Annotated in this window: 26 protein-coding genes; 15 read left to right on the plus strand and 11 right to left on the minus strand. The window is 61.5% G+C overall.

Annotation, left to right across the window (positions count from 1 at the left end):
* The first annotated feature begins 13 nt into the window (after positions 1–13).
* The gene (locus ACJ8PI_RS02460) at positions 14–937 is read left to right on the plus strand and encodes a DUF7916 family protein (RefSeq protein ID WP_164134038.1); all 924 of its coding nucleotides are present in this window, start codon (positions 14–16) and stop codon (positions 935–937) included.
* Here ACJ8PI_RS02460 and ACJ8PI_RS02465 read toward each other — a convergent pair.
* Both ACJ8PI_RS02465 and ACJ8PI_RS02470 read right to left on the minus strand, forming a co-directional pair.
* Entirely contained in the window at positions 934–1,071 is a 138-nt protein-coding gene (locus ACJ8PI_RS02465) for a hypothetical protein (RefSeq protein WP_223182132.1), read from the minus strand. The genes ACJ8PI_RS02460 and ACJ8PI_RS02465 overlap by 4 nt on opposite strands.
* Complete coding sequence (locus tag ACJ8PI_RS02470; protein ID WP_239509765.1) at positions 1,071–1,391, minus strand: methyltransferase dimerization domain-containing protein; 321 nt, start codon at positions 1,389–1,391, stop codon at positions 1,071–1,073. Before ACJ8PI_RS02470 ends, ACJ8PI_RS02465 begins: the two co-directional genes overlap by 1 nt.
* A gap of 380 nt (positions 1,392–1,771) precedes the next feature.
* Here ACJ8PI_RS02470 and ACJ8PI_RS02475 point away from each other — a divergent pair, with 380 nt between their 5' ends.
* From ACJ8PI_RS02475 to ACJ8PI_RS02495, 5 genes are all read left to right on the plus strand, one after another.
* Positions 1,772–2,164, plus strand: a complete 393-nt coding sequence (locus ACJ8PI_RS02475; protein ID WP_038879962.1) for a hypothetical protein — start codon at positions 1,772–1,774, stop codon at positions 2,162–2,164.
* 186 nt (positions 2,165–2,350) lie between these two features.
* Entirely contained in the window at positions 2,351–3,424 is a 1,074-nt protein-coding gene (locus ACJ8PI_RS02480; protein ID WP_319861243.1) for an ABC transporter substrate-binding protein, read from the plus strand.
* Positions 3,421–4,422, plus strand: a complete 1,002-nt coding sequence (locus ACJ8PI_RS02485; RefSeq protein WP_164134040.1) for a FecCD family ABC transporter permease — start codon at positions 3,421–3,423, stop codon at positions 4,420–4,422. Before ACJ8PI_RS02480 ends, ACJ8PI_RS02485 begins: the two co-directional genes overlap by 4 nt.
* The gene (locus ACJ8PI_RS02490; RefSeq protein ID WP_041033997.1) at positions 4,415–5,194 is read left to right on the plus strand and encodes an ABC transporter ATP-binding protein; all 780 of its coding nucleotides are present in this window, start codon (positions 4,415–4,417) and stop codon (positions 5,192–5,194) included. Before ACJ8PI_RS02485 ends, ACJ8PI_RS02490 begins: the two co-directional genes overlap by 8 nt.
* The gene (locus ACJ8PI_RS02495; protein ID WP_164134164.1) at positions 5,187–5,912 is read left to right on the plus strand and encodes a substrate-binding domain-containing protein; all 726 of its coding nucleotides are present in this window, start codon (positions 5,187–5,189) and stop codon (positions 5,910–5,912) included. The genes ACJ8PI_RS02490 and ACJ8PI_RS02495 overlap by 8 nt, the downstream gene beginning before the upstream one ends.
* A gap of 28 nt (positions 5,913–5,940) precedes the next feature.
* On the opposite strand, the gene ACJ8PI_RS02500 is transcribed toward ACJ8PI_RS02495, so the two are convergent.
* The gene (locus ACJ8PI_RS02500) at positions 5,941–6,741 is read right to left on the minus strand and encodes an alpha/beta fold hydrolase (protein WP_080335407.1); all 801 of its coding nucleotides are present in this window, start codon (positions 6,739–6,741) and stop codon (positions 5,941–5,943) included.
* 237 nt (positions 6,742–6,978) lie between these two features.
* Here ACJ8PI_RS02500 and ACJ8PI_RS02505 point away from each other — a divergent pair, with 237 nt between their 5' ends.
* The 5 genes from ACJ8PI_RS02505 (at position 6,979) to ACJ8PI_RS02525 (ending at position 12,472) form a co-directional block, all read left to right on the plus strand.
* Complete coding sequence (locus ACJ8PI_RS02505; protein WP_047568735.1) at positions 6,979–7,734, plus strand: CDP-diacylglycerol diphosphatase; 756 nt, start codon at positions 6,979–6,981, stop codon at positions 7,732–7,734.
* 170 nt (positions 7,735–7,904) lie between these two features.
* Positions 7,905–8,429 (plus strand): MarR family winged helix-turn-helix transcriptional regulator, encoded by a 525-nt coding sequence (locus tag ACJ8PI_RS02510; protein ID WP_049212833.1) that lies wholly within the window; start codon positions 7,905–7,907, stop codon positions 8,427–8,429.
* Positions 8,426–9,757, plus strand: a complete 1,332-nt coding sequence (locus tag ACJ8PI_RS02515; protein ID WP_053088907.1) for a c-type cytochrome — start codon at positions 8,426–8,428, stop codon at positions 9,755–9,757. Before ACJ8PI_RS02510 ends, ACJ8PI_RS02515 begins: the two co-directional genes overlap by 4 nt.
* 16 nt (positions 9,758–9,773) lie before the next feature.
* On the plus strand, positions 9,774–10,226 hold the full coding sequence (locus ACJ8PI_RS02520) for a (2Fe-2S)-binding protein (RefSeq protein WP_033653460.1): 453 nt from the start codon (positions 9,774–9,776) through the stop codon (positions 10,224–10,226).
* A gap of 2 nt (positions 10,227–10,228) precedes the next feature.
* The gene (locus ACJ8PI_RS02525) at positions 10,229–12,472 is read left to right on the plus strand and encodes a xanthine dehydrogenase family protein molybdopterin-binding subunit (RefSeq protein WP_049212834.1); all 2,244 of its coding nucleotides are present in this window, start codon (positions 10,229–10,231) and stop codon (positions 12,470–12,472) included.
* Positions 12,473–12,511: 39 nt separating this feature from the next.
* Here the strand turns inward: ACJ8PI_RS02525 and ACJ8PI_RS02530 are convergent, their stop codons facing one another.
* The 6 genes from ACJ8PI_RS02530 to lsrK all read right to left on the minus strand — a co-directional run bounded on the left by ACJ8PI_RS02530 (position 12,512) and on the right by lsrK (position 18,063).
* Entirely contained in the window at positions 12,512–12,814 is a 303-nt protein-coding gene (locus ACJ8PI_RS02530; RefSeq protein ID WP_033637563.1) for a hypothetical protein, read from the minus strand.
* Positions 12,811–13,446, minus strand: coding sequence for an AAA family ATPase (locus ACJ8PI_RS02535; protein WP_033637564.1), 636 nt, complete (start codon positions 13,444–13,446; stop codon positions 12,811–12,813). Before ACJ8PI_RS02535 ends, ACJ8PI_RS02530 begins: the two co-directional genes overlap by 4 nt.
* A 271-nt stretch (positions 13,447–13,717) precedes the next feature.
* On the minus strand, positions 13,718–14,059 hold the full coding sequence (gene yajD / locus ACJ8PI_RS02540) for an HNH nuclease YajD (RefSeq protein ID WP_016928619.1): 342 nt from the start codon (positions 14,057–14,059) through the stop codon (positions 13,718–13,720).
* A 79-nt stretch (positions 14,060–14,138) separates the two neighbouring features.
* Entirely contained in the window at positions 14,139–15,032 is an 894-nt protein-coding gene (locus tag ACJ8PI_RS02545; RefSeq protein WP_060438968.1) for a LysR family transcriptional regulator, read from the minus strand.
* Between the two features lie 59 nt (positions 15,033–15,091).
* Complete coding sequence (locus tag ACJ8PI_RS02550; protein ID WP_033637566.1) at positions 15,092–16,276, minus strand: MFS transporter; 1,185 nt, start codon at positions 16,274–16,276, stop codon at positions 15,092–15,094.
* A 221-nt stretch (positions 16,277–16,497) separates the two neighbouring features.
* On the minus strand, positions 16,498–18,063 hold the full coding sequence (lsrK, locus tag ACJ8PI_RS02555) for an autoinducer-2 kinase (protein ID WP_033637567.1): 1,566 nt from the start codon (positions 18,061–18,063) through the stop codon (positions 16,498–16,500).
* A gap of 193 nt (positions 18,064–18,256) precedes the next feature.
* On the opposite strand from lsrK, the gene lsrG reads away from it, so the two are divergent.
* The 3 genes from lsrG (at position 18,257) to ACJ8PI_RS02570 (ending at position 20,217) form a co-directional block, all read left to right on the plus strand.
* Complete coding sequence (gene lsrG / locus ACJ8PI_RS02560; protein WP_004939559.1) at positions 18,257–18,550, plus strand: (4S)-4-hydroxy-5-phosphonooxypentane-2,3-dione isomerase; 294 nt, start codon at positions 18,257–18,259, stop codon at positions 18,548–18,550.
* A gap of 87 nt (positions 18,551–18,637) precedes the next feature.
* Entirely contained in the window at positions 18,638–19,543 is a 906-nt protein-coding gene (locus ACJ8PI_RS02565) for an EamA family transporter (protein ID WP_033647025.1), read from the plus strand.
* 83 nt (positions 19,544–19,626) lie between these two features.
* Positions 19,627–20,217: a LysE family translocator gene (locus ACJ8PI_RS02570; protein WP_033647484.1), complete on the plus strand. Its 591-nt coding sequence runs from the start codon at positions 19,627–19,629 to the stop codon at positions 20,215–20,217.
* Here ACJ8PI_RS02570 and ACJ8PI_RS02575 read toward each other — a convergent pair.
* Positions 20,193–21,020, minus strand: a complete 828-nt coding sequence (locus ACJ8PI_RS02575; protein ID WP_060438047.1) for an AraC family transcriptional regulator — start codon at positions 21,018–21,020, stop codon at positions 20,193–20,195. The two genes, ACJ8PI_RS02570 and ACJ8PI_RS02575, sit on opposite strands and share 25 nt — an antisense overlap.
* 69 nt (positions 21,021–21,089) lie before the next feature.
* Here ACJ8PI_RS02575 and ACJ8PI_RS02580 point away from each other — a divergent pair, with 69 nt between their 5' ends.
* The gene (locus ACJ8PI_RS02580) at positions 21,090–21,308 is read left to right on the plus strand and encodes a DUF7661 family protein (protein WP_033653456.1); all 219 of its coding nucleotides are present in this window, start codon (positions 21,090–21,092) and stop codon (positions 21,306–21,308) included.
* Between the two features lie 9 nt (positions 21,309–21,317).
* On the opposite strand, the gene ACJ8PI_RS02585 is transcribed toward ACJ8PI_RS02580, so the two are convergent.
* Positions 21,318–22,166: a PA4780 family RIO1-like protein kinase gene (locus ACJ8PI_RS02585; protein WP_033637570.1), complete on the minus strand. Its 849-nt coding sequence runs from the start codon at positions 22,164–22,166 to the stop codon at positions 21,318–21,320.
* Positions 22,167–22,285: the final 119 nt, after the last annotated feature.

Raw genomic sequence — 22,285 nt, forward strand, 5'->3', positions numbered from 1 at the left:
CGGAGCTTGCCTCATGAAACGCTATCTGGACTGCAGCGCCAGCGATCTGGCCGATATCGGCAAAGCCGATCTGCTCTACGCCATCCGCGCCAGCGAAGGGCGCATCTTGGTCAGCGAAACCATCGCGGTCACTCAGCCGCTGCTCAATAACGTCACCAACGCCGAGCTGGCGGCCAGCCAGGGCGCCGACCTGCTGCTGCTGAACCTGTTCGACGTCGACCAGCCGCATATTGCGGGGCTGCCCGCCGACGTGCCGCCGCAGGAGGCGCTGCGCACGCTGCAGCGCCTGACCGGGCGGGTGATAGGGGTGAACCTGGAGGCCGTCGATCCGGCCTTCGCCACCGAACATAACGATTTCTGGCAGATGACGGCGGGGCGTGCCGCCACCGCCGAGAATGCGCGCAAGCTGTATCAACTCGGCGCGCGCATGCTGGTGCTGACCGGCAACCCGAACAACGGCGTCAGCAATCAGGCGATCGCCGCCGCGCTGAAAGCGATCCGTGATGAGGTGGGCGACGAGATGGTGCTGGTGACCGGCAAGATGCACGGGGCCGGTATCGTGCGCGAAAGCGGCAGCCAGCTGATCGGCGAGCAGGACATCGCGCTGTTCGTGGAGAACGGCGCGGACATCGTGCTGTTGCCGGCGCCCGGCACCATTCCCGGCATGTCGCAGGAGAAAGTGGCGGCGCTGATTGCTTATGCGCAGCGGCAGGGCGTGCTGGCAATGACGGCGATCGGCACCTCGCAAGAGGGGGCCGACGTGCAGACCGTGCGGCAGATTGCGCTGATGAGCAAAATGGCCGGCGCGGATCTGCACCATATCGGCGATACCGGCTATCTGGGGCTGGCGCTGCCGGAAAACATCTTCGCTTACAGCGTGGCGATTCGCGGCGTGCGCCATACCTACAGCCGCATGGCGCGCTCGGTGAACCGCTAAGCCCGGGGTTTTTGCGCCGTCACGATGCTGAAATAGCCGAGTGACGGCAGCACCTGAGCAGGCCCGACGTCGCGCAGCTGGTCGCCGATTTCCCTGCCGGAGTATTGGCGGCCCTGCGTCCATCCCATCATCATCAGGCCGCATCCCGCGGCGGCCAAAGGCTGCTGATCAAGTTCCAGAAATAACCGAAATAATGCGGTTTTTTTAACAAAAAGGGTTCCGCTTCCGGCGTAAGATGAAATGTTTCGCCGTCTCTGGCGATCAATTTCAATGCCAATAGCGCCATGATCAACGTTTCCGCCGGGCGTCTTTCCACATTGGCCTGAGCGCATATATCGGTCAGGTTGCGGGGGGGCAGAGCAATAAACTCAAAGATGCCCAGGCGATGCGCGATAAGCACCGCCGGAGAGAGATATAAATTCATTGTGATATCGAGAAGGGTTTTTCGTCGCATTGCGGCGGCCGGACGGCATGGTTCATGTGAATCCCCTCCCACTAAGGCATGACGCGTCTTAACAGGCTATGCCACGCCGGTGGTTTTGGCAAAGAGGGGCGCGCAATTGACCGCAGGCCAACGCTTCCGTTGTAAATAATTCCTGGGTGAGATTATTTTTACTATGAATTGAGCGCGGCCAATGCCGAACGTGCAAAAATGACAGCGGGCGGAGATTATTACCCCAGCATGCGTTTTTATTTTATTGAGGCTTAACTTAATCACCGCTATTAATGCATTAGGGTTGTGTTAATCTAGGCCGCCGTTATACCGTACCGATATTCACACTGTATTTGTGAATAATTAAAAATTAAATAATTCATTATTAAAACGAGTTAACAATGAAAAAAAGCATTCTGACCGGCATGATTGCCGCGACTCTGGGCCTGTTCAACACCGCTAACGCTGAAGGGATGGATCCTGCCGCATTGAAAAACGTCTATGACATCACGCGCAATACCGCCGGGTTGATGTCCTACTGCGTCGATAAAGGCTTCCTGAAAGCCGACAGCATCGACAACGCCAAGAAAATGGTGGCCTACGTGGCGGCTATTCCCGGCGGCGTCGACACCCGCGACGGCGACAAACGCGAAGCGATGGGCCGCGAAGGCAATGTGCTGAACGACGACGGCAAAGTGGTCGCGTTGGAAAAAGAAGCGCCGCAGGGGCTGCAGGCATGGTGCCAGCAGGCTGACGAAGGGATCCGCCAGGGGCTGACGTCTATCGGTCAGTAAGTCTTCTTCACGCGCCCTTACAGGGCCGATGGGATCCGTCGCCACACCGGCGGATCCGCTTCCAGGATCGCATTCACGCCTCGTTTTACCTCCCGAGTACCCGCATCCGGTTTGATCCCGCTGATTGTTTCGCCATGCACATCGCTATATTATTTGCTATACAACGATAATCAACCGGTCACTGCCATGTTTAACTTTCTCCCGCGCCTGCTGTTGGCGCTTGTTTTGTTTTCCACCGCCGCCCAGGCGGATCGCCAGGTCACCGATCAGCTCAATCGCCAGGTCACCGATCAGCTCAATCGCCAGGTCACGCTGCCCGATCGCATCACCCGCGCGGTGGTGCTGCAACACCAGACGTTGAACCTGTTGGTGCAGCTTGATGCGATGCCTCAGGTGGTCGGTGTGCTCAGCAGTTGGAAAAAGCAGCTGGGGCCAAACTACCTGCGGCTGGCGCCGACGTTGGCAACCCTGCCGATGCCGGGCGATCTGACTTCGGTGAATATCGAGAGCCTGCTCGGCCTGCATCCGCAGGTGGTGTTCGTGGCCAACTATGCGCCGCCGGAGATGATTGCGCAGATCGAACGAGTGGGCATTCCGGTGGTGGCTATCTCGCTGCGCCGCGAGGCGGCCGATCAGGCGGGTAAAATGAATCCGCAGCTGAGCAATGAGGATCGGGCCTATACGCTGGGGCTGCAGGACGGCATTCGCCTGATCGGCGAAGTGATGTCGCGTCAGCCTCAGGCCGAAGCGTTGATTAAGGACGTCATTCAGCAGCGCGCGTTGGTCGCCGAACGGCTGCGCGATCTGCCGGAAAATCAGCGGGTGCGGGTATATATGGCCAACCCCGATCTCACCACTTACGGCGCCGGCAAGTATACCGGGTTGATGATGCGGCACGCCGGTGCGCTCAACGTGGCGGCGAAGGAAATTCAGGGGTTTAAACAGGTTTCTATCGAGGATGTCCTGAAGTGGGATCCGGCGGTGATTTTCGTGCAGGAGCGCTACCCGGACGTGGTGAAACAGATCCTGACGTCACCGCAGTGGCAGCCGATCGACGCGGTGAAGAATAAGCGGGTCTACCTGATGCCGGAGTACGCCAAGGCCTGGGGGTATCCGATGCCGGAGGCGATGGCGTTGGGTGAGTTGTGGATGGCGAAAAAACTTTACCCGCAGCGTTTTGCCGATATCAATCTGCAGCAGCGGGTCGACGCTTACTATCAACGTTATTACCGCGCCACCTGCTGCCAGAGCGGGCAATGAGGCCGGGCTGGCTGGCGTTGTTGACGCTGTGCTGCGCGCTGTTTTCGCTCGGCGTTGGCCGCTTTCAGGTGCCGATGACGCACAGCCTGATGATTTTGCTGGAGCCGTTCACCGGGCAGCATTATGCCGGCATCGATGCCATCCAACGCCAGGTGATCCTGGGCGTGCGCGTGCCGCGAGTGCTGTTGGCGATGGGCGCCGGCGCGGCGCTGGCCCTGTGCGGCGCGGCTTTGCAAGGCGTCTTTCGCAACCCGCTGGTCGACCCGCATATCGTCGGCGTGTCGTCCGGCGCGGCCTTTGGCGGCACGCTGGCTATCCTGCTCAGCCTGCCATTGGCGGCGCTGCTGCTGTCGGCTTTTGTTTTCGGCATGGCGGCGCTGCTGCTGATTTTCACTCTCACCAGCGCCATTGCGCGGCGCAATATTCTCTCTTTGGTACTGGCGGGGGTGATCCTCAGCGGCTTCTTCTCAGCCTGCGTCAGCCTGATGCAATATCTGGCGGATACCGAAGAGAAACTGCCGAGCATCGTGTTTTGGCTGCTCGGCAGCTTTGCCACCGCCGATCGGCAAAAGCTGCTGATGCTGTTTGTGCCTTTGCTGTTGGCCGGCGGCTTGCTGTTGGCGCTGCGCTGGCGCATCAATCTGCTGTCGTTGGGCGATGAGGATGCCGGTGCATTGGGCATCAACGTTGAGCGCACTCGCTGGCTGATTTTGACGCTGTGCGCCGCCATCGTGGCCGCCCAGGTGGCGGTCAGCGGCAGCATCGGTTGGGTCGGCTTGGTGATCCCGCACGTGGCGAGGCGGCTGGTGGGGCCGGATCACCGGCACCTGTTGCCGGCTTCACTTTGCCTGGGGGCCCTGTACATGCTGGTGATCGACGATTTGGCGCGCACGCTGAGCAGCAGCGAAATCCCGCTGGGCATTCTGACCGCGCTGATTGGCGCGCCGCTGTTCGCGCTGCTGCTGCGCCGCGCGCAAGTGAGAGGCTGGCATGACTGACACCTTATTGGCCGCCAGGGGCGTGAGGTTCGCCTGGCCGGGCGGGGCACCGCTGTTCCAGCATCTGGACATTCAGCTGCGGCGCGGCGAAGTGCTGGCGGTATTGGGCCCGAATGGGCGTGGCAAGAGCACGCTGCTGCAGCTGTTGTTAGGCAGCCTGACGCCGCAATCCGGCGAGATTGAGCGCCGCGGGGAGATGGGCTTTGTCCCGCAACACTTTGCGCCGCCGTTCGCCTACCGGGTGCTGGATATCGTATTGATGGGGCGGGCGCGCCATGTCGGCCTGTTTCGTTCACCGTCAGCCGAGGATCATCGGCTGGCGAGAGAAGCGTTGCAGTCGTTGGATTTGCAGCACCTGGCAGAGCGCGAGTTTGGCAGCCTATCCGGCGGTCAACGTCAATTAGTGATGATCGCCCGCGCGTTGGCGATGCGCTGCGAGGTGTTGATCCTGGATGAACCGACTTCGGCGCTGGATCTGCATTATCAGGATCGGGTGTTGAGCCTGATGGCGAGCCTGGCGCGGGAGCAGCAGTTGGCGGTGGTGTTCTCTACGCATCAACCCAATCATGCTCACGCGGTGGCCGATCGGGCTTTGCTGTTGGGCAAGGAAGGGCGCAGCCGGCTCGGTGCCTGCCGCGAGGTGTTAACGGCGCAATCCCTGTCACCCCTGTTCGAGCTGGCGATCGAACGGGTGCCGCTGACGGTGGCGGGCCGCCGTTACGCGACGCTGGTGCCGCTGTATCGCAGCCAACTGGAGCGACATGATGAATGATATCCTGCTGTTTGCCGCCGGCAGCCTGCGGCTGGCGTTTGCGCCGCTGCTGTCGGCGTTTCAGCGGCGCGCCGGGCAAAAAGTCACGGCGGAATTCGGCCCGGCGGGGTTGTTGCGCCAGCGGATAGAGAATGGCGAGCGGCCACAGCTGTTCGCCTCGGCCAACGTGGCGCACCCGCAAAGGTTGGCGGATCTTGGGATAGCGGGGGCGGTGCAGATTTTTGCGCGCAATCGGCTCTGTGTGACGGTACGCAACGTGCCGGCATTAACCGAACGTCCGCTGCCGCAGGTGCTGTTCGATCCCCACTGGCGCCTTGCTACCTCGACACCGGAGGCAGATCCTTCCGGCGATTATGCGCTGCAGCTTTTCGAACGCTGTGAGCAATACTGGCCGGGGCAAGGGGAAGCGTTGCGCCGCCGGGCGCTGCCGTTGGTTGGCGGCAGGGATTCTGCCCCGGTGCCGGCGGGCCGATTGGCAGCGGAATATCTGATCGCCGGCGGGCAGGCGGATATTTTTCTCGGCTACGCCAGCTATGCTCCGGCCTTAGCCGCCTACCCGACGTTGGCGGTGCGGCCGTTGGCGCCGCCGCTGGGCATCGAGGCGGATTACGGTTTATGCCTGTTGGATGACGGCGCGCAGCGGTTAGCCGCATTTATCTTGAGCGAACAGGGGCAGGAAATCCTGAGCCGACACGGGTTTATGCGGCGCGCGGAATGACTCGCCGGGCCTGGCGGCCCGGAGAATGTTACCAGAACAGCGGGGTGGTGTTTTCAGCCAGAAACGCCAGCAGGGTTTCGTTGACCGCCGTCGGGTTTTCCTTGTTGCTGATATGCCCGGCGTTGGGGATCAGCACATGTTGACAGCCGAGAAGATCCGCCATGCGCTGGCCTTCCGCCGGTGGGCGCGGCTTATCTTGGGCGCCGGTGATGACGATGCTGGCGGCGGTGATGTTTTCCAGCAGCGCCAGCTTGTCGGGGCGACCGAAGATCATCCGGCCCAGCGGTACGATGCTCTCGCGCAGGCGATCGGCGGGCAGGCTCTGGAGCTGACACAACAGCGATTGCAATAAGGCGTCGGGGACGTCATCGGAATAAAACAGCGACGCGACATGTTCCAGCAGCGGCGAAGTGATGGCGCCGGCTTGCTCCACGGCGGCCAGCATGCCCATATAACGCTGCCGCGCCTCCGGCGTTTCGTCACCCAGGTAGCTGTCCATCAGCGCCAGCACCTTGACCCGTTCCGGCGCCAGCGCCGCCAGTTCGGCGCCCCACATGCCGCCGACGGACAGGCCGACGATGCCGAACTCTTCAATATCCAAGCGATCCATCAGCGCCAAATGATCGGCGGCGATATCCGACAGGCTGTTTCGCCCGGTCGGCAGCGCCGGTGAGTCGCCGTGGCCCCAGAGATCCGGCACGATCAGGCGGTAGCGTTTCGCCAGCGCTTCAAACTGCGGCGCCCACATGTTCAGATCGAACAGATAGCTGTGGCCCAGCAGCAACGGAAAGCCTGAGCCCACGTCGAGATAATGCAGGGATTTGCCCATCGTTGGCATCTTATCGGTTCCTTAATATAAAGAGAGTCCGGCTGCTTATATCACACTCATATTCGAACTGCGGTATTAATTTACCTTAAATTACTCAGGCAAATCCTTATTTTTAATTTCCCTTGATAACAAGACGTCAATGAAAGGTAATGCTAATGATAATATTCTGGTGACGATAAGCGCCTTGGTTTATGCTGGCGCTCCTTTCAAGATGGAATAGCTAAACAGGGAGTCATGATGAAAAAACTTTTCAGACTATTAATTATTTTGCTTGTCATTTTACTGCTGGCGGCGGTGCTGTGGTGGTTCTTTGGGCGCGGCAATCCGAATGCGCTGTGGCAAATCGTCAGCCAACAGTGCGTGCCCAATCAGCAGCAGAACGACGATCCGGCGCCCTGCTTAAAGGTTGATTTAACACAGGGTTATGTGCTGTTTAAGGACAGCAAAGGCCCCTATCACGATCTGGTGATGCCAACCGAAAAGGTCAGCGGCATCGAGAGCCCGGCATTGCAGACGGAGCACGCGCCGCCTTATTTCGCCCAGGCCTGGAATAACCGCGAACATATATCCGGCGAGCTGGGCAAACCGTTAAAAGATGCGTGGCTTTCGCTGGCGGTCAATTCGAAATATGGCCGTTCTCAAGATCAGCTGCATATTCACGTTGCCTGCCTGCGTCAGGATGTCTATAACGCGCTGGGGCAACAGGCGGAGCAATTAGATCAGCAGTGGCGCCCGCTGGCGGTGAAATTGGTCGGCCACCAATATCTGGCCAGAAAATTGGCGGGCACCGATTTAACCCAGGAAGATCCTTTCCGTTTGCTGCACAACTATGTGGTCGAGCAGGGCGACAGCATCGGCAATTATGGCCTGGCGCTGGCGGTCAGCCCGCAGGGCGAGATGCTGCTGTTGGCCAACCGTTTGAAGTTGACCGATCTGAACCTGGGCTCGGCCGGCGAAATTCAGGACTACCACTGCGCGGTGGCGGGGAACTGAGTTTTTCTTATCGCTCCCCGCGTTGTCGGGGAGCGAATCTGTAAAAATGCGATATATCGCTCTGTATTAACTGGATTTAATTTTATTCTGCGACATCTGCTTGATCCCATCAGAACGTTCGATCTACTATTTGTTTGCACAAGCAAATAAATAGTAGAGAGCAATCCGGTATGTCACAACCACGCAAACTTCCTGCTGCGCTGGGCATCCATCTGGATGTGACCAATCGCCTGTGGCGCACGGCGATGGACCAGTCGGTAAAAATGACCAATCTGACGCGCCCGCACTGGCTGGCGCTGAGCGCGATTGCTGATTTGGGTGATGGCTGCACCCTGAAAGACGTTTCCCAGCATTTGAACGCCGAAGTCTCGACGATGTCGCGTGCGTTACTGTTTTTGGAAAAAAACCGGCTGATCGCTCGCGATGCCCTGTCTGAGGATAAGCGCGCTAAAGGCGTGAGAATGACCGCGGCCGGGCAGGAGATGCTGGCGCAGTTGGATCACTCCAGCCAACAGGCACGGCAAAAGCTGCTCAACGGCATTTCGGCCGGCGATCTGGAGGCTTTTTACCGCGTATTGTTTGGCATCAAACATAACGCGATAGCGATGCTCGAACAGGAAAATCTATTGCCGGACGAGTTTGCGCTGTTGGCGGAGGAGCGAGCGGGAGCGATGAAGCCGGAAGGTGAAGCGTGAACGGCCGCTGGCGGAGAGCACAACAGCTGTGCGTTATCGCGTTGGGGATCTTCTCCTGCCCGGTCTTCGCCAGCCAGAATGACCAACAGGTCATCGCACGCGGAAAATACCTGGCGATCGCCGCAGATTGCGCGGCTTGTCACCGCGGCAGCGCCCAACAGGACGCCCCCTACGTCGGCGGTTATGCCATCGCTTCGCCGATGGGCAATATCATCGCCAGCAATATCACGCCCGCCAAAGGAACCGGCATTGGCGACTACAGTGAGCCAGAGTTTCGCCGCGCGTTAACGCAGGGCATCCGGCGAGACGGCCAACCCTTGTATCCCGCCATGCCCTATACCGCTTATCGGGGGCTGAGCGATGACGATCTGCACGCGCTGTATCGTTATTTTATGGCCGGCGTCGCCCCGGTCGATCGCGCGGTGCCTGAGACCCAACTGGCGTTCCCTTTTTCCTGGCGTTATGCGATCCACGGCTGGAACTGGCTGTTTCTGAAAAAAACGCCCGTCGATGAAGACGTGAAAAAAGCGCGTGGTCGCTATCTGGTGGATGTTTTGGGGCATTGCTCGGCGTGCCACAGCCCGCGCAACGCGATGATGGCCGAACGCGACGATCGCTATCTGGCGGGCGGGGAGGCCGGCGGTTGGATCGCGCCGAATATCACCTCGGATCCTGTCAGCGGCATCGGCGGCTGGAGCAGGGAAGAGTTGGTGCAGTATTTGCGTACCGGGCGCAATGACAAAGCCCAGGCGGCCGGCGGCATGGCGGAGGCGGTGGAGCACAGCCTGCGTTTCCTGAGCGACGACGATCTTGACGCCATCGCCGACTGGCTTAAACAGACGCCGCCGATCGCCACCGCGCAAGGAACGAAAGCGGCCTATGCCTATCAGGGAGGCGGTGAAGGCCGTGCCGCCGGGCAGGCGCTGTATGCCGCTGCCTGCGCCAGTTGCCATCGCCTGGGCGGCGAAGGCGCCTACGACGGCCATTTCCCTTCTTTGACACACAATTCCACCGTAGGCAGCGAGCAGGCCAATAACCTGATCATGGTGATGCTGCAAGGCGTGCATCGCCAGGGAGAGACGCTGCAAACCTGGATGCCGGGATTCGCCGACAGCCTGGATGACCGGCAACTGGCCGAGCTGGGCAATTACGTATTGCAGCAATTCGGCAATCCGGCGGTCAGGATAACGCCGGAGCAAGTGGCTCAGCTGCGGGCTGGCGGTGAGAAACCGTGGTTGATCGCGTCACTGCCTTATGTGTTTTGGGGCGGGGTATTACTGGCATTGATCGTCATCGGGGCGTGGGTGAAACGTCGGGTGAAGCGTTGAGCGAGGAGAGAGTGGCATGAAGTTCAATCTGAACGGCCAGGCGGTCGAATTTAACGGCGAGCCGGATACGCCGCTGCTGTGGGTGATCCGGGAACATTTTAAGTTAACCGGCACCAAGTTCGGCTGCGGTATCGGCGCCTGCGGCGCCTGTACGGTGCATGTCGACGGTAAGGCAGTGCGTTCATGTTGCTATCCGCTGCAATTGGTACGCGATCGGCAGGTGACCACCATCGAAGGATTGTCCACCGATCGCAGTCATCCGGTGCAGCAGGCCTGGATAGCGGAGGATGTGCCGCAGTGCGGCTACTGCCAATCGGGCATGATCATGGCGGTCAGCGCGCTGCTGGCGGAGCACCCGAAGCCGGACGACCGGCAGATAGATACCGGCCTGACCAATCTGTGCCGCTGCGCCACTTATCACCGTATCCGCGCGGCGGTGCACCGCGCCGCCGACAAGGGAGAACCCTAAGCATGGCGATCACCCGCAGAACCTTGCTAAAAGGCAGCGCGTTGGCGGTGGCCGCCATGCTGCTGCCGATATCGACGCGCAGCCTGGCGGCCGTGGTTTCGCAGGATGCGGCGCCGCCCGACGGTCAGTATGAATTGAACGATTGGATCTGGATCGATAGCGGCGGCCGCATCGTCATCGGCGTGTCGCAATGTGAGGTCGGGCAGGGGATTTACACCGGCCTGGCCGAAGTGGTGGCGGCGGAAATGGATGCCGATTGGGCGCAGGTGACGGTGAAGTTCGTCACCGGCCGCGATGCCTACCGTCAGGTTGCCGGGGGCGAGGCTTTCGCGCAGTTTGTCGCCGCTTCAACCTCCATGACCAAATTTTATCAGCGCACCCGGCTGGCCGGCGCGCAGGCGAGAGACTTTTTTCTGCGGGCCGGTGCGCGACATCTTGCACTTTCACCGCGGCAGTGCCGTACGGAGAAAGGTTGGGTGATTGAGGAGGACGGGCAGCGTAAGGTCGCCTATGGCGATTTGGTGCGCTATGCCGCCGAGCTGCCGTTGGATCCGCAGCCTGCTTTAAAGAGCGAAGCGCAAGAGCAAGAGAGTTTCATCGGCAAGCCGCTGTTGCGGGTCGATACGCCGGAGAAAGTGGACGGCAGCGCGATTTACGGTATCGATATTGACCTGCCGGAGATGCTGATCGGCGTCCCCTGGATGGTACCCGATCTCAGCGGAAAGCTGGTCGCCGTGCGTAATGAACGGCAGATCCGGGCCATGCCGGGCGTAGTGGATCTGGTGCTGACCCGGCAGTGGTCGATGAACAACATGGTCGGATTGGATCACGATATGTCGCTCAATACGGTGATCGTGGTGGCGGCGAGCTACTGGCAGGCCAAAAAGGCGGCGGATTTGCTGGAGGTTGACTGGCTGCCGGGCGCTGGACAAGCGCTGTCCGGTAGCGCGATTGCGGCGGAGAATCTGGCGATGCTGGATGGCGATACCTTGGTGTCGGCGGTCGATCGCGGCGAGGCGCCGGCGTTGATTCGTGGCGCTGAACAAGATTCGCGCTTGCATGAGGCGCGTTACGGCGCGCCTTATGTGGCGCATGCCACCCTGGAGCCATGCAACGCCACCAGCCATTATGAAGAGGGCCGTATCGAAACCTGGGGCCCCTTCCAGGGGCAGGACATGGTGCGCAACGTTCTGGCGAAAATGTTCGGGCTGAAGCCGACGGATGTGGTGGTGAATACGACCTACCTGGGGGGCAGCTTTGGGCGCAAATATCTGCCGGATGCCGTAATGCATGCTACCGCCGCCTCCCGGGCGGTGGGGAAACCGGTCAAGGTGATCTATCCGCGCGAGATCGACATTCGGCATGAATATTATCGTCCGGGCTGCATCAGCCATTATCGGGCGTTGCTGGATGAAAACGGCTACCCGCAGGCGCTGTGGGCGCGCTATGCCGGGCAGTCGCTATTCTGGCAAATGCGGCGCGAAACGGTACACGAGGCCGGGGGATGGGATGAAAGTATGGTGGAGTGCGTTTACAGCACGCCGTATCGCATCCCTCATCTGAAGGTGGAGGCCGGCATCGTCGAACAGCCGATTTCCCTGAGCTATCTGCGTGGCGTCGGCAGCGTCGCCAGCCTGTTCTTTTTGGAAAGCTTTATCAGCGAACTCAGCCATAAGGCCAAGCGGGACGAGTATCAGTATCGGCGGTATCTGCTGCAGGGCAACCCAGAGGCGTTGCGCGTACTGGAGGCTACCGCGGCGGCGGCGGGTTGGCAGCGCGAACCGCCGCCGGGCGTTTATCGCGGGATGTCGTGCAATATTTGGCTCGGCCGCAATAACGCTTTCACCACTTACGTCGGTTTGGTGGTTGAAATCGCCATTCAGGAAGGGCGGCTGCGGGTGCTCCGCGCGGTATGTGCGATTGACTGCGGCAAGGTGATAAACCCGAACCTGGTGCGCGCCAACGTAGAGGGCGGCATCGGCTTTGCGCTGACCACCTGTCTGCACAGCGAACTGCACTTTGAACGGGGCGGCGTGGTGGAAGGGAATTTCGATCGTTATCCGCTGCTGGCGATCGCCGAAATGCCCAAAGTGGAAGTGGTGGTGCTCGACAGCGCGCGTGCGCCGCAGGGATGCGGAGAAGTGTCGACTGCGGTGGTCGCTCCGGCGATAGCCAGCGCGCTGCATAAGGCCACCGGCAAAACCTATCGTACGATGCCGTTCCCACGCGAGTTCTCCTCGGTGTAACGGCCCGCCGGCGATGGCCAGCCGGCGGCTGCCGCGCGGTCAGAGCTTCTTCAGCAGCGCCAGCAGCTGCGCTTCGCTTTTCTCCGCCAGCCCGTCGATGGCCAGCTTGATGATGTCGGAGCGGGTAATGCGCACGATGCCGCTGCGCGCCGCCTGCACGATCACTTCATCGATGGCTTCAATGTGGCTGTCCGTCAGGCTGACGGAAATCGCCTTATAGGTGCGCTTGCGGCCGGCCGGTTTGGCTTCCGGCGCGGGCGCCGCGACCGGCAGCGTGTGCGAGGTGGCGCTGTTGATGAATTCGTCTTCCGACATGCGGTGGGTGGGGGTGCGCTTCTTCACAGGATCACCTCTTTCACCAGGCATTCAATTTCGCTCTGCGCCTTTTCGTTGTTCGCCTCATGCACGGTGATGGCTTCGCCCCAGGCGTCGCGGTAAATCTTGCGGTCGCACAGGCGGTGGCTCACCAGGGTGAACTCCGGGTATTCGCTCAGCACCTGCGCCGCTTCGTTGGCTTCATTGATGAAGATGTTGGTCGGGCACATGTTCAGCACGATGTAGCCTTTGACCTTCTCGTTGTATTCCTGCGCGGTGGAGAACATCTCCGACAGATAGCCGATGGTGTCGAGATCCATCTGCGAAGGGCGCAGCGGCGAGAGGAACAGATCGGCGGCCAGCAGCCCGGAGCGCAGTTCGGCGCTGTCGCGGCCGGCGGTGTCGACGATCACGTAGTCGTAATGGCGATCCAGTTCCAGCAGCGTTTCCTTGATTTTGCCCGACGCGGCCACCACCGGAATGTGCGGCAGCCCCTCGACGTTCTGACGGTCGTTGTACCAGGTCATGATCGATTTCTGGTCGTCGGCATCGACGATGATCGCCGTCTTGCCTTGCTTAAGAATCAGATACCCGGCGATATTCACCGCTTTCGTCGATTTGCCGACGCCGCCTTTTTGCGAGCCAATCAGAACAATCATGCTGCCATCTCTCAAGTTATTAAGCTGATAACTTATTAAGTTAATGTGCTTATTAGGTTGATAATCAAACAGGTTAACAAGAACAACTCGCGAACAATATGCACCAACTGCGGCGGCTTGCCAAGCCAGTATGTCGTTAACTGCGCAGCTTATTTTGCGCTGGAAGGCCCGGATGGGTAAGTAGGAATTCTCTGGGAAGTGGCGATGCGGAGGCGGGGTTTGTTAATTTAACAGCTTAATAAGTTAGTGGCTCATTAAGCTGTCGGTGGCGTTACTTCTTCATCATCGCCTTCAGGTTGGCGAACGGGTTATGGGTGGCGACGCCGACATCTTTCTGCGCGTCTTCACCGGCCACCACCGTCGAACCGTATTGATCGGCCTCGGTGTATTTCGAGTGTTCATGGTCGTGGCAGTACAGGCACAGCATTTCCCAATTGCTGCCGTCTTCGGGGTTGTTGCTGTGATCGTGATCGATGTGGTGCACCGTCAGTTCGCGCAGGTTGGAATAAACGAACTCGCGCGAGCAGCGCCCGCACACCCAGGGGAACAGTTTCAGCGCTTTTTCGCGATAGCCGGTTTCCAGCTTCGCATAGTTTTTGGGGATATAGGCCATGGTGGTCGTCCGTCGTGAATCACTATGCGGCAAATAATACCACACTGCGTGCGGCGACAACGTGCGGCTCATCCTGTCGCTAGCGAAATGTCTCCACCGCCCAGTCGATAAACGCCCGCAGCTTGCCGCTGAGGTGGCGATTGGACGGGTACACCACGTACATCTGCTCCGGCGGCGGCTGCCAGTCGTGCAGCAGGCTGACCAGCTCGCCGCGCTCGAGGTGCGGCTGCGCCATAAACCGATAGATCTGGATGATGCCCAATCCGGCCAGGCTCGCCGCCAGCAGCGCGTTGCCTTCGTTAATGCTGACCGGGTAGCGCTGTTGAATGGCGATCTCTTTGCCGCGTTCGACATAGCGTTGCGGATGGATGCGGTCGTTGACCGGATGGCGGTAGTGCACCATCGGGAAACTCTGCTCCAGATCGCACGGGTGGCGTGGGGCGCCGTGGCGCGCCAGATAAGCCGGGGTGGCGCAGCTGACCCAGTCCAGATCGAACAGACGCCGGGCGATCAGGCTGGAGTCGGCCAACGGGCCGCTGCGAATCACGCAGTCCGCGCTGTCGCTGATCAGATCGATAACGCGATCGCCGATGCTGAGATCGATCTGGATTTGCGGGTAGCGTTCCAAAAAGCCTGGCAGCGCCGGCAACAGCAGCTGGCGGGCGGTGCCGCTGCCGGTATCGATGCGCAGCACGCCCTGCGGAGAATTCTGTGACTCGGTCAGACAGCCCTCCATCTGCTCCAAATCCGCCAGCCATTTCACCGTATTCTGGTAATAGCATTCGCCTTCGCGGGTGACCGACACGCTGCGGGTGGTGCGCTGGAACAGCTTGGTCTGCAGGTGATCCTCCAGATTCTGGATCAGCTTGGTGACCGTCGCTTTCGGCATGCCCAGCGAATCGGCGGCGCGGGTAAAACCGCCGGTTTCCACCACGCGGTTAAATACCCGGATAGCGAGCAAATGATGATCCATAGGTTCCCAACGTCATGCCCCGGCAGTGGCCGGGGCATGTTTCTGCAGATAGATAATGATTAACACTGTTTAGCGCCAATCGCGCCGGAGCGCAAGCTGAGGCCGAACACCAGCGTGGCGGAGAGGATCAGCGCGCCGCCGAACAGCATGGCGCTGCTGACGCCCTGCCAATCCACCACCTCGCCGCCCAGCAGTGCGCCGGAGGCCAGTGCGATCTGGATGACGCACACCAGCAGCGCCTGGCCGGCTTCCGGCGCCTGCGGCACCGCGGCGAACATCCAGTTGGTGGCGCATACCGGCACGGCGCCGAACGCCAACCCCCAGACCAACACCATCAGCGTGGCGCCGGCGAGGCCGCTGAGCAGCGGCGAAACGATCAGAATACCCGCCAGCATGGCGGCGATCAGGATAAAGGTGGCGCGCAGGCTGTGTTCCGCCAGGCGCTCGCCGAGGAAGGTGCCCAGCAGGCCGATGGCGCCATAGGCCAGCAGCTGCAGCGAGATCGCCGATGGGCTGAGCACGAACACCTGTTGCAGCAGAGGGCGCAGATAGGTATAGGCGGCGAAGTGGCCGATGAACAGCAGCACGATGGCGATCAGGCCGATGCGCGCCATCGGCAGGCGCAGCGGCAGCACCAGATCGCGCGGCGTAACCGGCCGGGAAGGCGGTACCGACGTGAGTAAACGCAGCTGCGCCAACAGTACGCCGACCGCCAGAGCCGCACCGCCGAAGAAGGCGGCGCGCCAGCCGAACAGATCGCCGATCAGCGCCCCCGCCGGCACGCCGCACACCGCGCCGACCGAGATGCCGCTGAGGATCAGCGCGGTGGCGCGGCCCTGGCTGGCTTCCGGCACCAGATGGCGGCCGTAGTTGGCGGCGAACGACCAGAAGCCGCCGACGCAGACGCCCAGCAGCACGCGGCCCAACAGCATCATCGGGAAGTTGACCGCCAGCGCCGCCACCAGGTTGGACACCATCAGCAGCAACGACAGTCCCAGCATCAGCAGGCGTCTGTCCAGCCGGCCGGAAGCCAGGCTCAACACCGGTGCGGCCACCGCCGCCACGATGCCGGGCATGGTGACCATCAGCCCGGCGGTGCCGGTGCTGACGCCGAGCGAAGGGGCGATGTTGGTCAGCAGGCCGATCGGCAGAAACTCGGTGGTGACCATGACAAAACAGGCGACCGTCAGCGAGAAGATCGCCGGCCACGGGGATGATGCAGGTTTATCTTTATTATTCAGCATAATGCCGCTCGTCTTGGGTGAATGCGCAGGCCGCGCTCGGGGCGCGGTGTGACCGAAGTCACAATCTACGGCAGGCCGAAGCCGCGGATAAATCCGTTTGCGGTGGTTACACTGTTTCTGAGGGGAAACAATCGCCGGCGGCGAGTGAAAACGCGGCTTGCGCCGCGCTGCGGGGGAAAGGAATAAAACGGCATAAGGTTATGACCGAATGCCGCTTGCGTTTAAAGCCCCGGCGCTTTCCACAGCGAGGTGGTCAGGCCGTTATCCACCAGCGTTAGCTGATCGGCGTAAACCTGCCGCCAGGTTTCTTTCTGTTCCTGATACAGCGCATGGTGGGTCATGTCGGGTTGATGCTCGCGCTCCCAGCGCACCAGGCGTTCGCCGGTTTCGGCCAGCGACTCGAACAGCCCGGCGCCGACGCCGGCGGCGATCGCGCAGCCCAGCGCGGTGGCTTCTTTCACCACCGGCACCCGCACCGTCAACCCGGTGACGTCGCTGAGGATCTGGCTCCACAGCTTGCCCTTGGCGCCGCCGCCGGCGAACACCAGCGAGCGCGCCTGCACGCCGGAGAAGGCGGCGATCTGCTCCAGGTTGCAGGCGGAGACGATGGCGGCGTTCTCCTCCAGCGCGCGGAACAGCGTCTGTTTATTGCAGCGCTCCGGGTCGATCGACATATTGATGAACGACGGCGCCGCGTGATACCAGGTTTTGAAATGCATGGCGTCGGAAAAAATCGGCATCACGCCGTAGGCGCCCGGCGGTACCCTGGCCGCCATCTCTTCCAGCAGGCTGTAGGCATCGACCCCCAGCCGCTCCGCCAGCAATTTTTCCTCCGCGCAGAAGGCGTCGCGGAACCAGCGCATGGTCAGGCCGGTAAAGAAGCTGATGGATTCCGCCTGCGCCATGCCGGGAATGACGTGGGGGTTGATGCGGATGTTCATCTCCGGATCGATGGCCGGCTCCGGCAGGTTGACGATCTGCTGCCAGAAGGTGCCGCCGAGCACCGCCGTCTGCCCGGCGCGCACGATGCCAAGCCCCAGGCTGCCGAGCTGCACGTCGCCGCCGCCCATCACCACCGGGGTGCCGCGCAGCAGCCCGCTCTCCTGCGCCGCCTGTTCGGTGACGCGCCCCAGCACGCTGCCGGTCTCTTTCACCGGCGACAGAATATCGGCGCGCAGCCCGGCCATGTCGAGCAGCGCCGGCCGCCAGTCGCGGCTGGTCAGATCCAGCATGCCGGTGGTGCCGGCGTTGGAAGGATCGACCGCCAGCTCGCCGCTGAGCATGTTGGCCAGCCAGTCGCTGATCATGGTCAGCGTCGCCGCCTGGCGGTAGATGTCCGGCCGATGGTGCGCCAGCCACAGCAGACGCGGCATGGCACTCAGCGCCAGCGTCTGGCCGGAGTATTGATACACCTCGCGTTCGAAGCCGTGGTTATGCAACTCTTTCAGCTCGCTGACTTCGTGGCTGGCGCGCGCGTCGACGTTGGCACAGGCCCAGATCGGCACGCCGTTGCGGTCGTACAGAACGATGCCTTCACGCATCGAGCAGCAGGCCACCGCGCGTATCGCCTGCGCCGTCAGCCCGGCGCGCTGCAAGGCCTGGCGAATGCACTGGCAGGCCAGCTGCCAGTTGCGGCTGAGGTCAAACTCCATCGAGCCGGGCACGCCCGGCACCGCCAGGTGTTGCCACTCCGCCTGGCCGTGCGCGATCTGATTGCCCGCCAGATCGAAGATCACCGCGCGAATACTGCCCGTTCCTGCGTCCAGCGCCATCAAGTAGTTATCCATAGCCTATGCTCTCAGGGGGAGGAGTGTTAACTATAGATGCCGCCGCCTTACCCCGCCGGGGGAGGAGTGGGCGTCGCCGATGCGATTTGTGAGCCAGGCGGCAAAATTGCCGTTGCGGCAGGGCAATCGACGGGAATAAACCTATGGTTGGAAAGCGCCATGCTACGGCGCGCCGTTCAAACAAGGAGCTGTCATGCACGTCACATTGGTTGAGATCAACGTTAAACAAGACAAAATCGACGAATTTATCGATGTTTTCCGCGCCAATCACCTGGGTGCAATCGAAGAGCCGGGCAACCTGCGCTTCGACGTGCTGCAGGACGAACAGATTCCGACGCGGTTTTACATCTACGAAGCCTATCGCGACGAGCAGGCGGTGGCGGCGCACAAGCAGACCCCGCACTACCTGCAGTGCGTGGAGAAGCTGGAAGCGCTGATGACCGGCCCGCGCAAGAAAACCACCTTTATCGGCCTGATGCCGGAATAATCGCCGGCGTTTGCCGGTGTCCATGCGCCCGGTTTGGTTGTAACCTGCAAGCTAAAGCGAATTTTCAATGGGATAAGCGGGGCGAGGATGACATTGCGCGATCGGCTGTTGGCGCTGTTGGTGGTGGTGATCTGGGGCGTGAATTTCGTCGTGATCAAGTTCGGTTTACAGGGCATGCCGCCGTTTCTGCTGGCCGGGATGCGTTTTTTGCTGGTGGCGTTGCCGGCGATCTTCTTTATCCCGCGCCCGACGATCCCGTGGAAATGGCTGCTGCTGTACGGCATGACCATGAGCTTCGCGCAGTTTGCCTTCCTGTTTGTCGCCATCAAGGTGGGCATGCCGGCGGGGCTGGCTTCGCTGGTGTTGCAGGCGCAGGTGTTCTTCACCCTGCTGTTGGGTGTCGTGCTGATGGGCGAAAAGCTGCGCGTCAACCATTTCGTCGGCATCGCTATCGCCAGCGGTGGCATGCTGGTGCTGGCGCAGGCCAGCCTGCATAAGCCGGGCAGCGGCGCGGTCCCCCTGGCGGGCCTGCTGCTGACGCTGGCGGCAGCGTTTTCCTGGGCGCTGGGCAACCTGACCAACAAGAAGATCCTGGCCGGTTTCCCGCAGCGCAACATTTTGTCGCTGGTGGTGTGGAGCGCGCCGATCCCGGTCGTGCCGTTCCTGGCCTGCAGCTGGCTGTTCGACGGCCCGCAGGCGGTGCTGAGCAGCCTGGGCCATGTGCAGGTCGGCACCTGGCTGGCGGTTGCCTACCTGGCGTTTGCCGCCACGCTGTTCGGTTATTCGGTGTGGGGCAGCCTGCTGGGGCGTTATGAAACCTGGCGCGTTGCGCCGCTGACGCTGCTGGTGCCGCTGGTCGGGCTGTTCGCCGCCTGGCTGCTGCTGGATGAAGCGCTGTCGCCGGCGCAGTTCGGCGGCGCATTGCTGGTGCTGGGCGGCATGGCGGTCAACACCTTCGGGCTGCCGCGCCGCCGGGCGGCGATCGCGCGTTAAACCGAACAGGGCAATTCTGTTCAATACCTTGTCGACGGCGGTCGGCATTCTGGCGCCTGTGAATACTTTCTCAGGTGACCATCATGAATATCTACCTTTCCATGGCCGCGTTTGCGCTGGCGGCCTCCATCACCCCCGGCCCGGTCAACATCGTCGCATTGAGCGCCGGGGCGCAATTCGGCTTTGGCGCGGCCCAGCGCCACGTGTTCGGCGCCACGCTGGGGTTTACCCTGTTGCTGGTGCTGCTGGGATTGGGCATGCACCAGCTGCTGATCCTGTGGCCGGCGCTGACCCGCTTGATTCAGTGGGCCGGCGTGGCTTTCCTGCTGTTTATGGCCTATCGGTTGGCGTTTGACGACGGCAGGTTGGGCAGTGGCGCGGCGCGGGCGCCTTCCTGCCGCTACGGCGCGCTGATGCAATGGCTGAACCCCAAGGCGTGGCTGGCGTCGGTGGCCAGCCTCGGCGCCTTTGTCGGCGACGGCGACATCCGGCTGCTGTGGCAGTTCGCCGGGCTCTACTTCGTGATTTGCTATGCCTCGGTGGCCTGCTGGGCCTATGTCGGCGCGATGCTGCGCGGCCTGCTCAGGCAGGCGCGCAACGTGCGGCGTTTCAACCGCGTAATGGCGCTGCTGTTGGCGGCCAGCGCCTGCTATCTGCTGGCGGAGGGTTTTTGATACTGCCCCGGCGTGGCGGCCAGCAGCTGCTTGAAGGTGCGCTGGAAGTGCGCCTGATCGGCAAAGCCGCTTTCGCTGGCGGCCGCGGCGATCGGCAGGCCGCTTTTCAACAGCCGATGGCCGTGCTGCACGCGGCGGTTAACCAGATAGGCGTGCGGCGTCATGCCGTAGCGCTGGCGGAAGGCGCGGATCAGGTAAGAAGGGGACAGCGCGGCGGCGCGGCAAATGTCGTCCAGCGTCAGCGGCCGGGTGCAGTGCGCGTCAATAAACGCCGCCGCCGCTTCCAGTCGGGCATGCGACGGTGTTTCCGGTTGGCGGGCATCGCCCAGCCCGAGCTGCAGGGCGCTGAAATACTCCACCATGGCGATCTGTTTTTCCAGCGCGCTGCACAGCGGATCCGTCAGCAGCGCATAAAGCCGGTTCAGGCCGTGGAACAGCGCCGGATCGCGGCTCAGCGGCTGGCTGAACGGAACAAAACGGTCGCCGTCGCCGCCGAGCAGCTCCTGCTGCAGCGCGCCGAGCCAGGCGAGATCGAGATAGAACATGATGTACGACCAACGCCGATCGGCGATGGGGTTGCAGGCATGCGCCTGCTGCGGGTTGATGACAACCAAATCGCCGGCGCTGACCTGCATGCGCCGCTCGCCGTTGACATAGGTGCTGACGCCGCCGGTGATGGCGCCGATGGAAAAGAATTCGTGGCTGTGCAGGCTGTAGCACACCTGGCGGCCATCCGCGATGGCGCGGGCTTCGACGAACGGCAACTGCGGATCGCGCCAGAACTGCGGCGTTTTTTCACTCATACGCTTTCCTTTTCACTGCGGCGGCATCACAGTGTTATAGCCTGAAAGCGACGAGAGGGGGAATGGCGGATGATGATTTTTAACGTGTTCGGCCGTCTGCTGGGCGTGAAGCGCATCGGGGACGAATGGCGGCTGTTCCGCGTGACGCTGCCGGAGCGCAAATATGCTCCCAGCTGCGATATCGTGCTGCCGGCCGACCTGCGCGAAGAGGAGATCGCCGGCTATCTGGGGGATATTTATCACGAGGCGGCGACGCCGCAGCGGCCGGAGGTGTTTCGCGTCGAATAGCGCGGCGCGTTACTCTTCCGCGTTGCGCGCCATCATGCGGCGTTGATGCTCCTCGCCGGCGGCCTGGATCTCTTCCAGCACCGAGCCGACGTCGGCGCGTTTCAGGGTTTCGCTGAACCGGCCGCTGAGGACGCTGTCCGGCGTCAGGTTGCCTTCCTGATACAGCGCCCAAATCTCTTTGGCGTATTGGCTATCGCGCAGCTCCGGCGCGAACTGGCCATAATATTCCGCCAGATTGCCGATATCGCGCTCGAACATGCTTTTGGCGTGGTTGTTGGCGGCGGCGTCCACCACCTGCGGCAGATCGATGATCACCGGCCCGTCTTTATCCATCAGCACGTTGAATTCCGACAGGTCGCCGTGGACCAGGCCGGCGCACAGCATGCGCACCGCGTAGTTCATCATCAGGGCGTGATCGGCGCGCGCCTGTTCCGGCGTCAGGATGACATCGCTCAGGCGCGGTGCCACCAGGCCTTCTTCGTCGGTGATCAGCTCCATCAGCAGCACGCCGTCCAGGCAGATATCCGGCTGCGGCACCCGCACCCCGGCCTTGGCCAGCAGATACAGCGCGTCCACTTCGGTGTTTTGCCAGGCTTCTTCCTGCTGCTGGCGGCCGAATTTGGAGCCTTTGCTCATGGCGCGCGCGTCGCGGCTGTTGCGCACCTTGCGCCCTTCCTGATAGTGAACGGCCTGCTTGAAGTTGCGCTTCTCGGCCTCTTTGTACACTTTGGCGCAGCGGATCTCATCGCCGCAGCGCACGATAAACACGTCGGCTTCTTTGCCGCTTTTCAACCGGCGGATGACGTCGTCGATTAATCCGTCATCAACCAGCGGCTGGAGTCGTTTTGGAATTTTCATGCAGCCTTGTACCCTATTTAGGCTCCGGTGTGAATGGCTTGCGCAGTTGATAGCGTAAGTTAGACCCGAAAGGCAAACATTAGTTTTGCCGCCGCTGCATCATTGCGCGGCGGCGGGCG

Source organism: Serratia sp. CY82433 (genome assembly GCF_052166535.1).
Taxonomy (GTDB): Bacteria; Pseudomonadota; Gammaproteobacteria; order Enterobacterales; family Enterobacteriaceae; genus Serratia; species Serratia sarumanii.

Bases quoted from the DNA above. Each gene is read 5' to 3' on its own strand.
- ACJ8PI_RS02460 (WP_164134038.1), top strand. From the start codon at position 14: ATGAAACGCTATCTGGACTGCAGCGCCAGCGATCTGGCCGATATCGGC.
- ACJ8PI_RS02465 (WP_223182132.1), bottom strand. From the start codon at position 1,071: ATGATGATGGGATGGACGCAGGGCCGCCAATACTCCGGCAGGGAAATC.
- ACJ8PI_RS02470 (WP_239509765.1), bottom strand. From the start codon at position 1,391: ATGCGACGAAAAACCCTTCTCGATATCACAATGAATTTATATCTCTCT.
- ACJ8PI_RS02475 (WP_038879962.1), top strand. From the start codon at position 1,772: ATGAAAAAAAGCATTCTGACCGGCATGATTGCCGCGACTCTGGGCCTG.
- ACJ8PI_RS02480 (WP_319861243.1), top strand. From the start codon at position 2,351: ATGTTTAACTTTCTCCCGCGCCTGCTGTTGGCGCTTGTTTTGTTTTCC.
- ACJ8PI_RS02485 (WP_164134040.1), top strand. From the start codon at position 3,421: ATGAGGCCGGGCTGGCTGGCGTTGTTGACGCTGTGCTGCGCGCTGTTT.
- ACJ8PI_RS02490 (WP_041033997.1), top strand. From the start codon at position 4,415: ATGACTGACACCTTATTGGCCGCCAGGGGCGTGAGGTTCGCCTGGCCG.
- ACJ8PI_RS02495 (WP_164134164.1), top strand. From the start codon at position 5,187: ATGAATGATATCCTGCTGTTTGCCGCCGGCAGCCTGCGGCTGGCGTTT.
- ACJ8PI_RS02500 (WP_080335407.1), bottom strand. From the start codon at position 6,741: ATGGGCAAATCCCTGCATTATCTCGACGTGGGCTCAGGCTTTCCGTTG.
- ACJ8PI_RS02505 (WP_047568735.1), top strand. From the start codon at position 6,979: ATGAAAAAACTTTTCAGACTATTAATTATTTTGCTTGTCATTTTACTG.
- ACJ8PI_RS02510 (WP_049212833.1), top strand. From the start codon at position 7,905: ATGTCACAACCACGCAAACTTCCTGCTGCGCTGGGCATCCATCTGGAT.
- ACJ8PI_RS02520 (WP_033653460.1), top strand. From the start codon at position 9,774: ATGAAGTTCAATCTGAACGGCCAGGCGGTCGAATTTAACGGCGAGCCG.
- ACJ8PI_RS02525 (WP_049212834.1), top strand. From the start codon at position 10,229: ATGGCGATCACCCGCAGAACCTTGCTAAAAGGCAGCGCGTTGGCGGTG.
- ACJ8PI_RS02535 (WP_033637564.1), bottom strand. From the start codon at position 13,446: ATGATTGTTCTGATTGGCTCGCAAAAAGGCGGCGTCGGCAAATCGACG.
- yajD (WP_016928619.1), bottom strand. From the start codon at position 14,059: ATGGCCTATATCCCCAAAAACTATGCGAAGCTGGAAACCGGCTATCGC.
- ACJ8PI_RS02545 (WP_060438968.1), bottom strand. From the start codon at position 15,032: ATGGATCATCATTTGCTCGCTATCCGGGTATTTAACCGCGTGGTGGAA.
- ACJ8PI_RS02550 (WP_033637566.1), bottom strand. From the start codon at position 16,276: ATGCTGAATAATAAAGATAAACCTGCATCATCCCCGTGGCCGGCGATC.
- lsrK (WP_033637567.1), bottom strand. From the start codon at position 18,063: ATGGATAACTACTTGATGGCGCTGGACGCAGGAACGGGCAGTATTCGC.
- lsrG (WP_004939559.1), top strand. From the start codon at position 18,257: ATGCACGTCACATTGGTTGAGATCAACGTTAAACAAGACAAAATCGAC.
- ACJ8PI_RS02565 (WP_033647025.1), top strand. From the start codon at position 18,638: ATGACATTGCGCGATCGGCTGTTGGCGCTGTTGGTGGTGGTGATCTGG.
- ACJ8PI_RS02570 (WP_033647484.1), top strand. From the start codon at position 19,627: ATGAATATCTACCTTTCCATGGCCGCGTTTGCGCTGGCGGCCTCCATC.
- ACJ8PI_RS02575 (WP_060438047.1), bottom strand. From the start codon at position 21,020: ATGAGTGAAAAAACGCCGCAGTTCTGGCGCGATCCGCAGTTGCCGTTC.
- ACJ8PI_RS02580 (WP_033653456.1), top strand. From the start codon at position 21,090: ATGATGATTTTTAACGTGTTCGGCCGTCTGCTGGGCGTGAAGCGCATC.
- ACJ8PI_RS02585 (WP_033637570.1), bottom strand. From the start codon at position 22,166: ATGAAAATTCCAAAACGACTCCAGCCGCTGGTTGATGACGGATTAATC.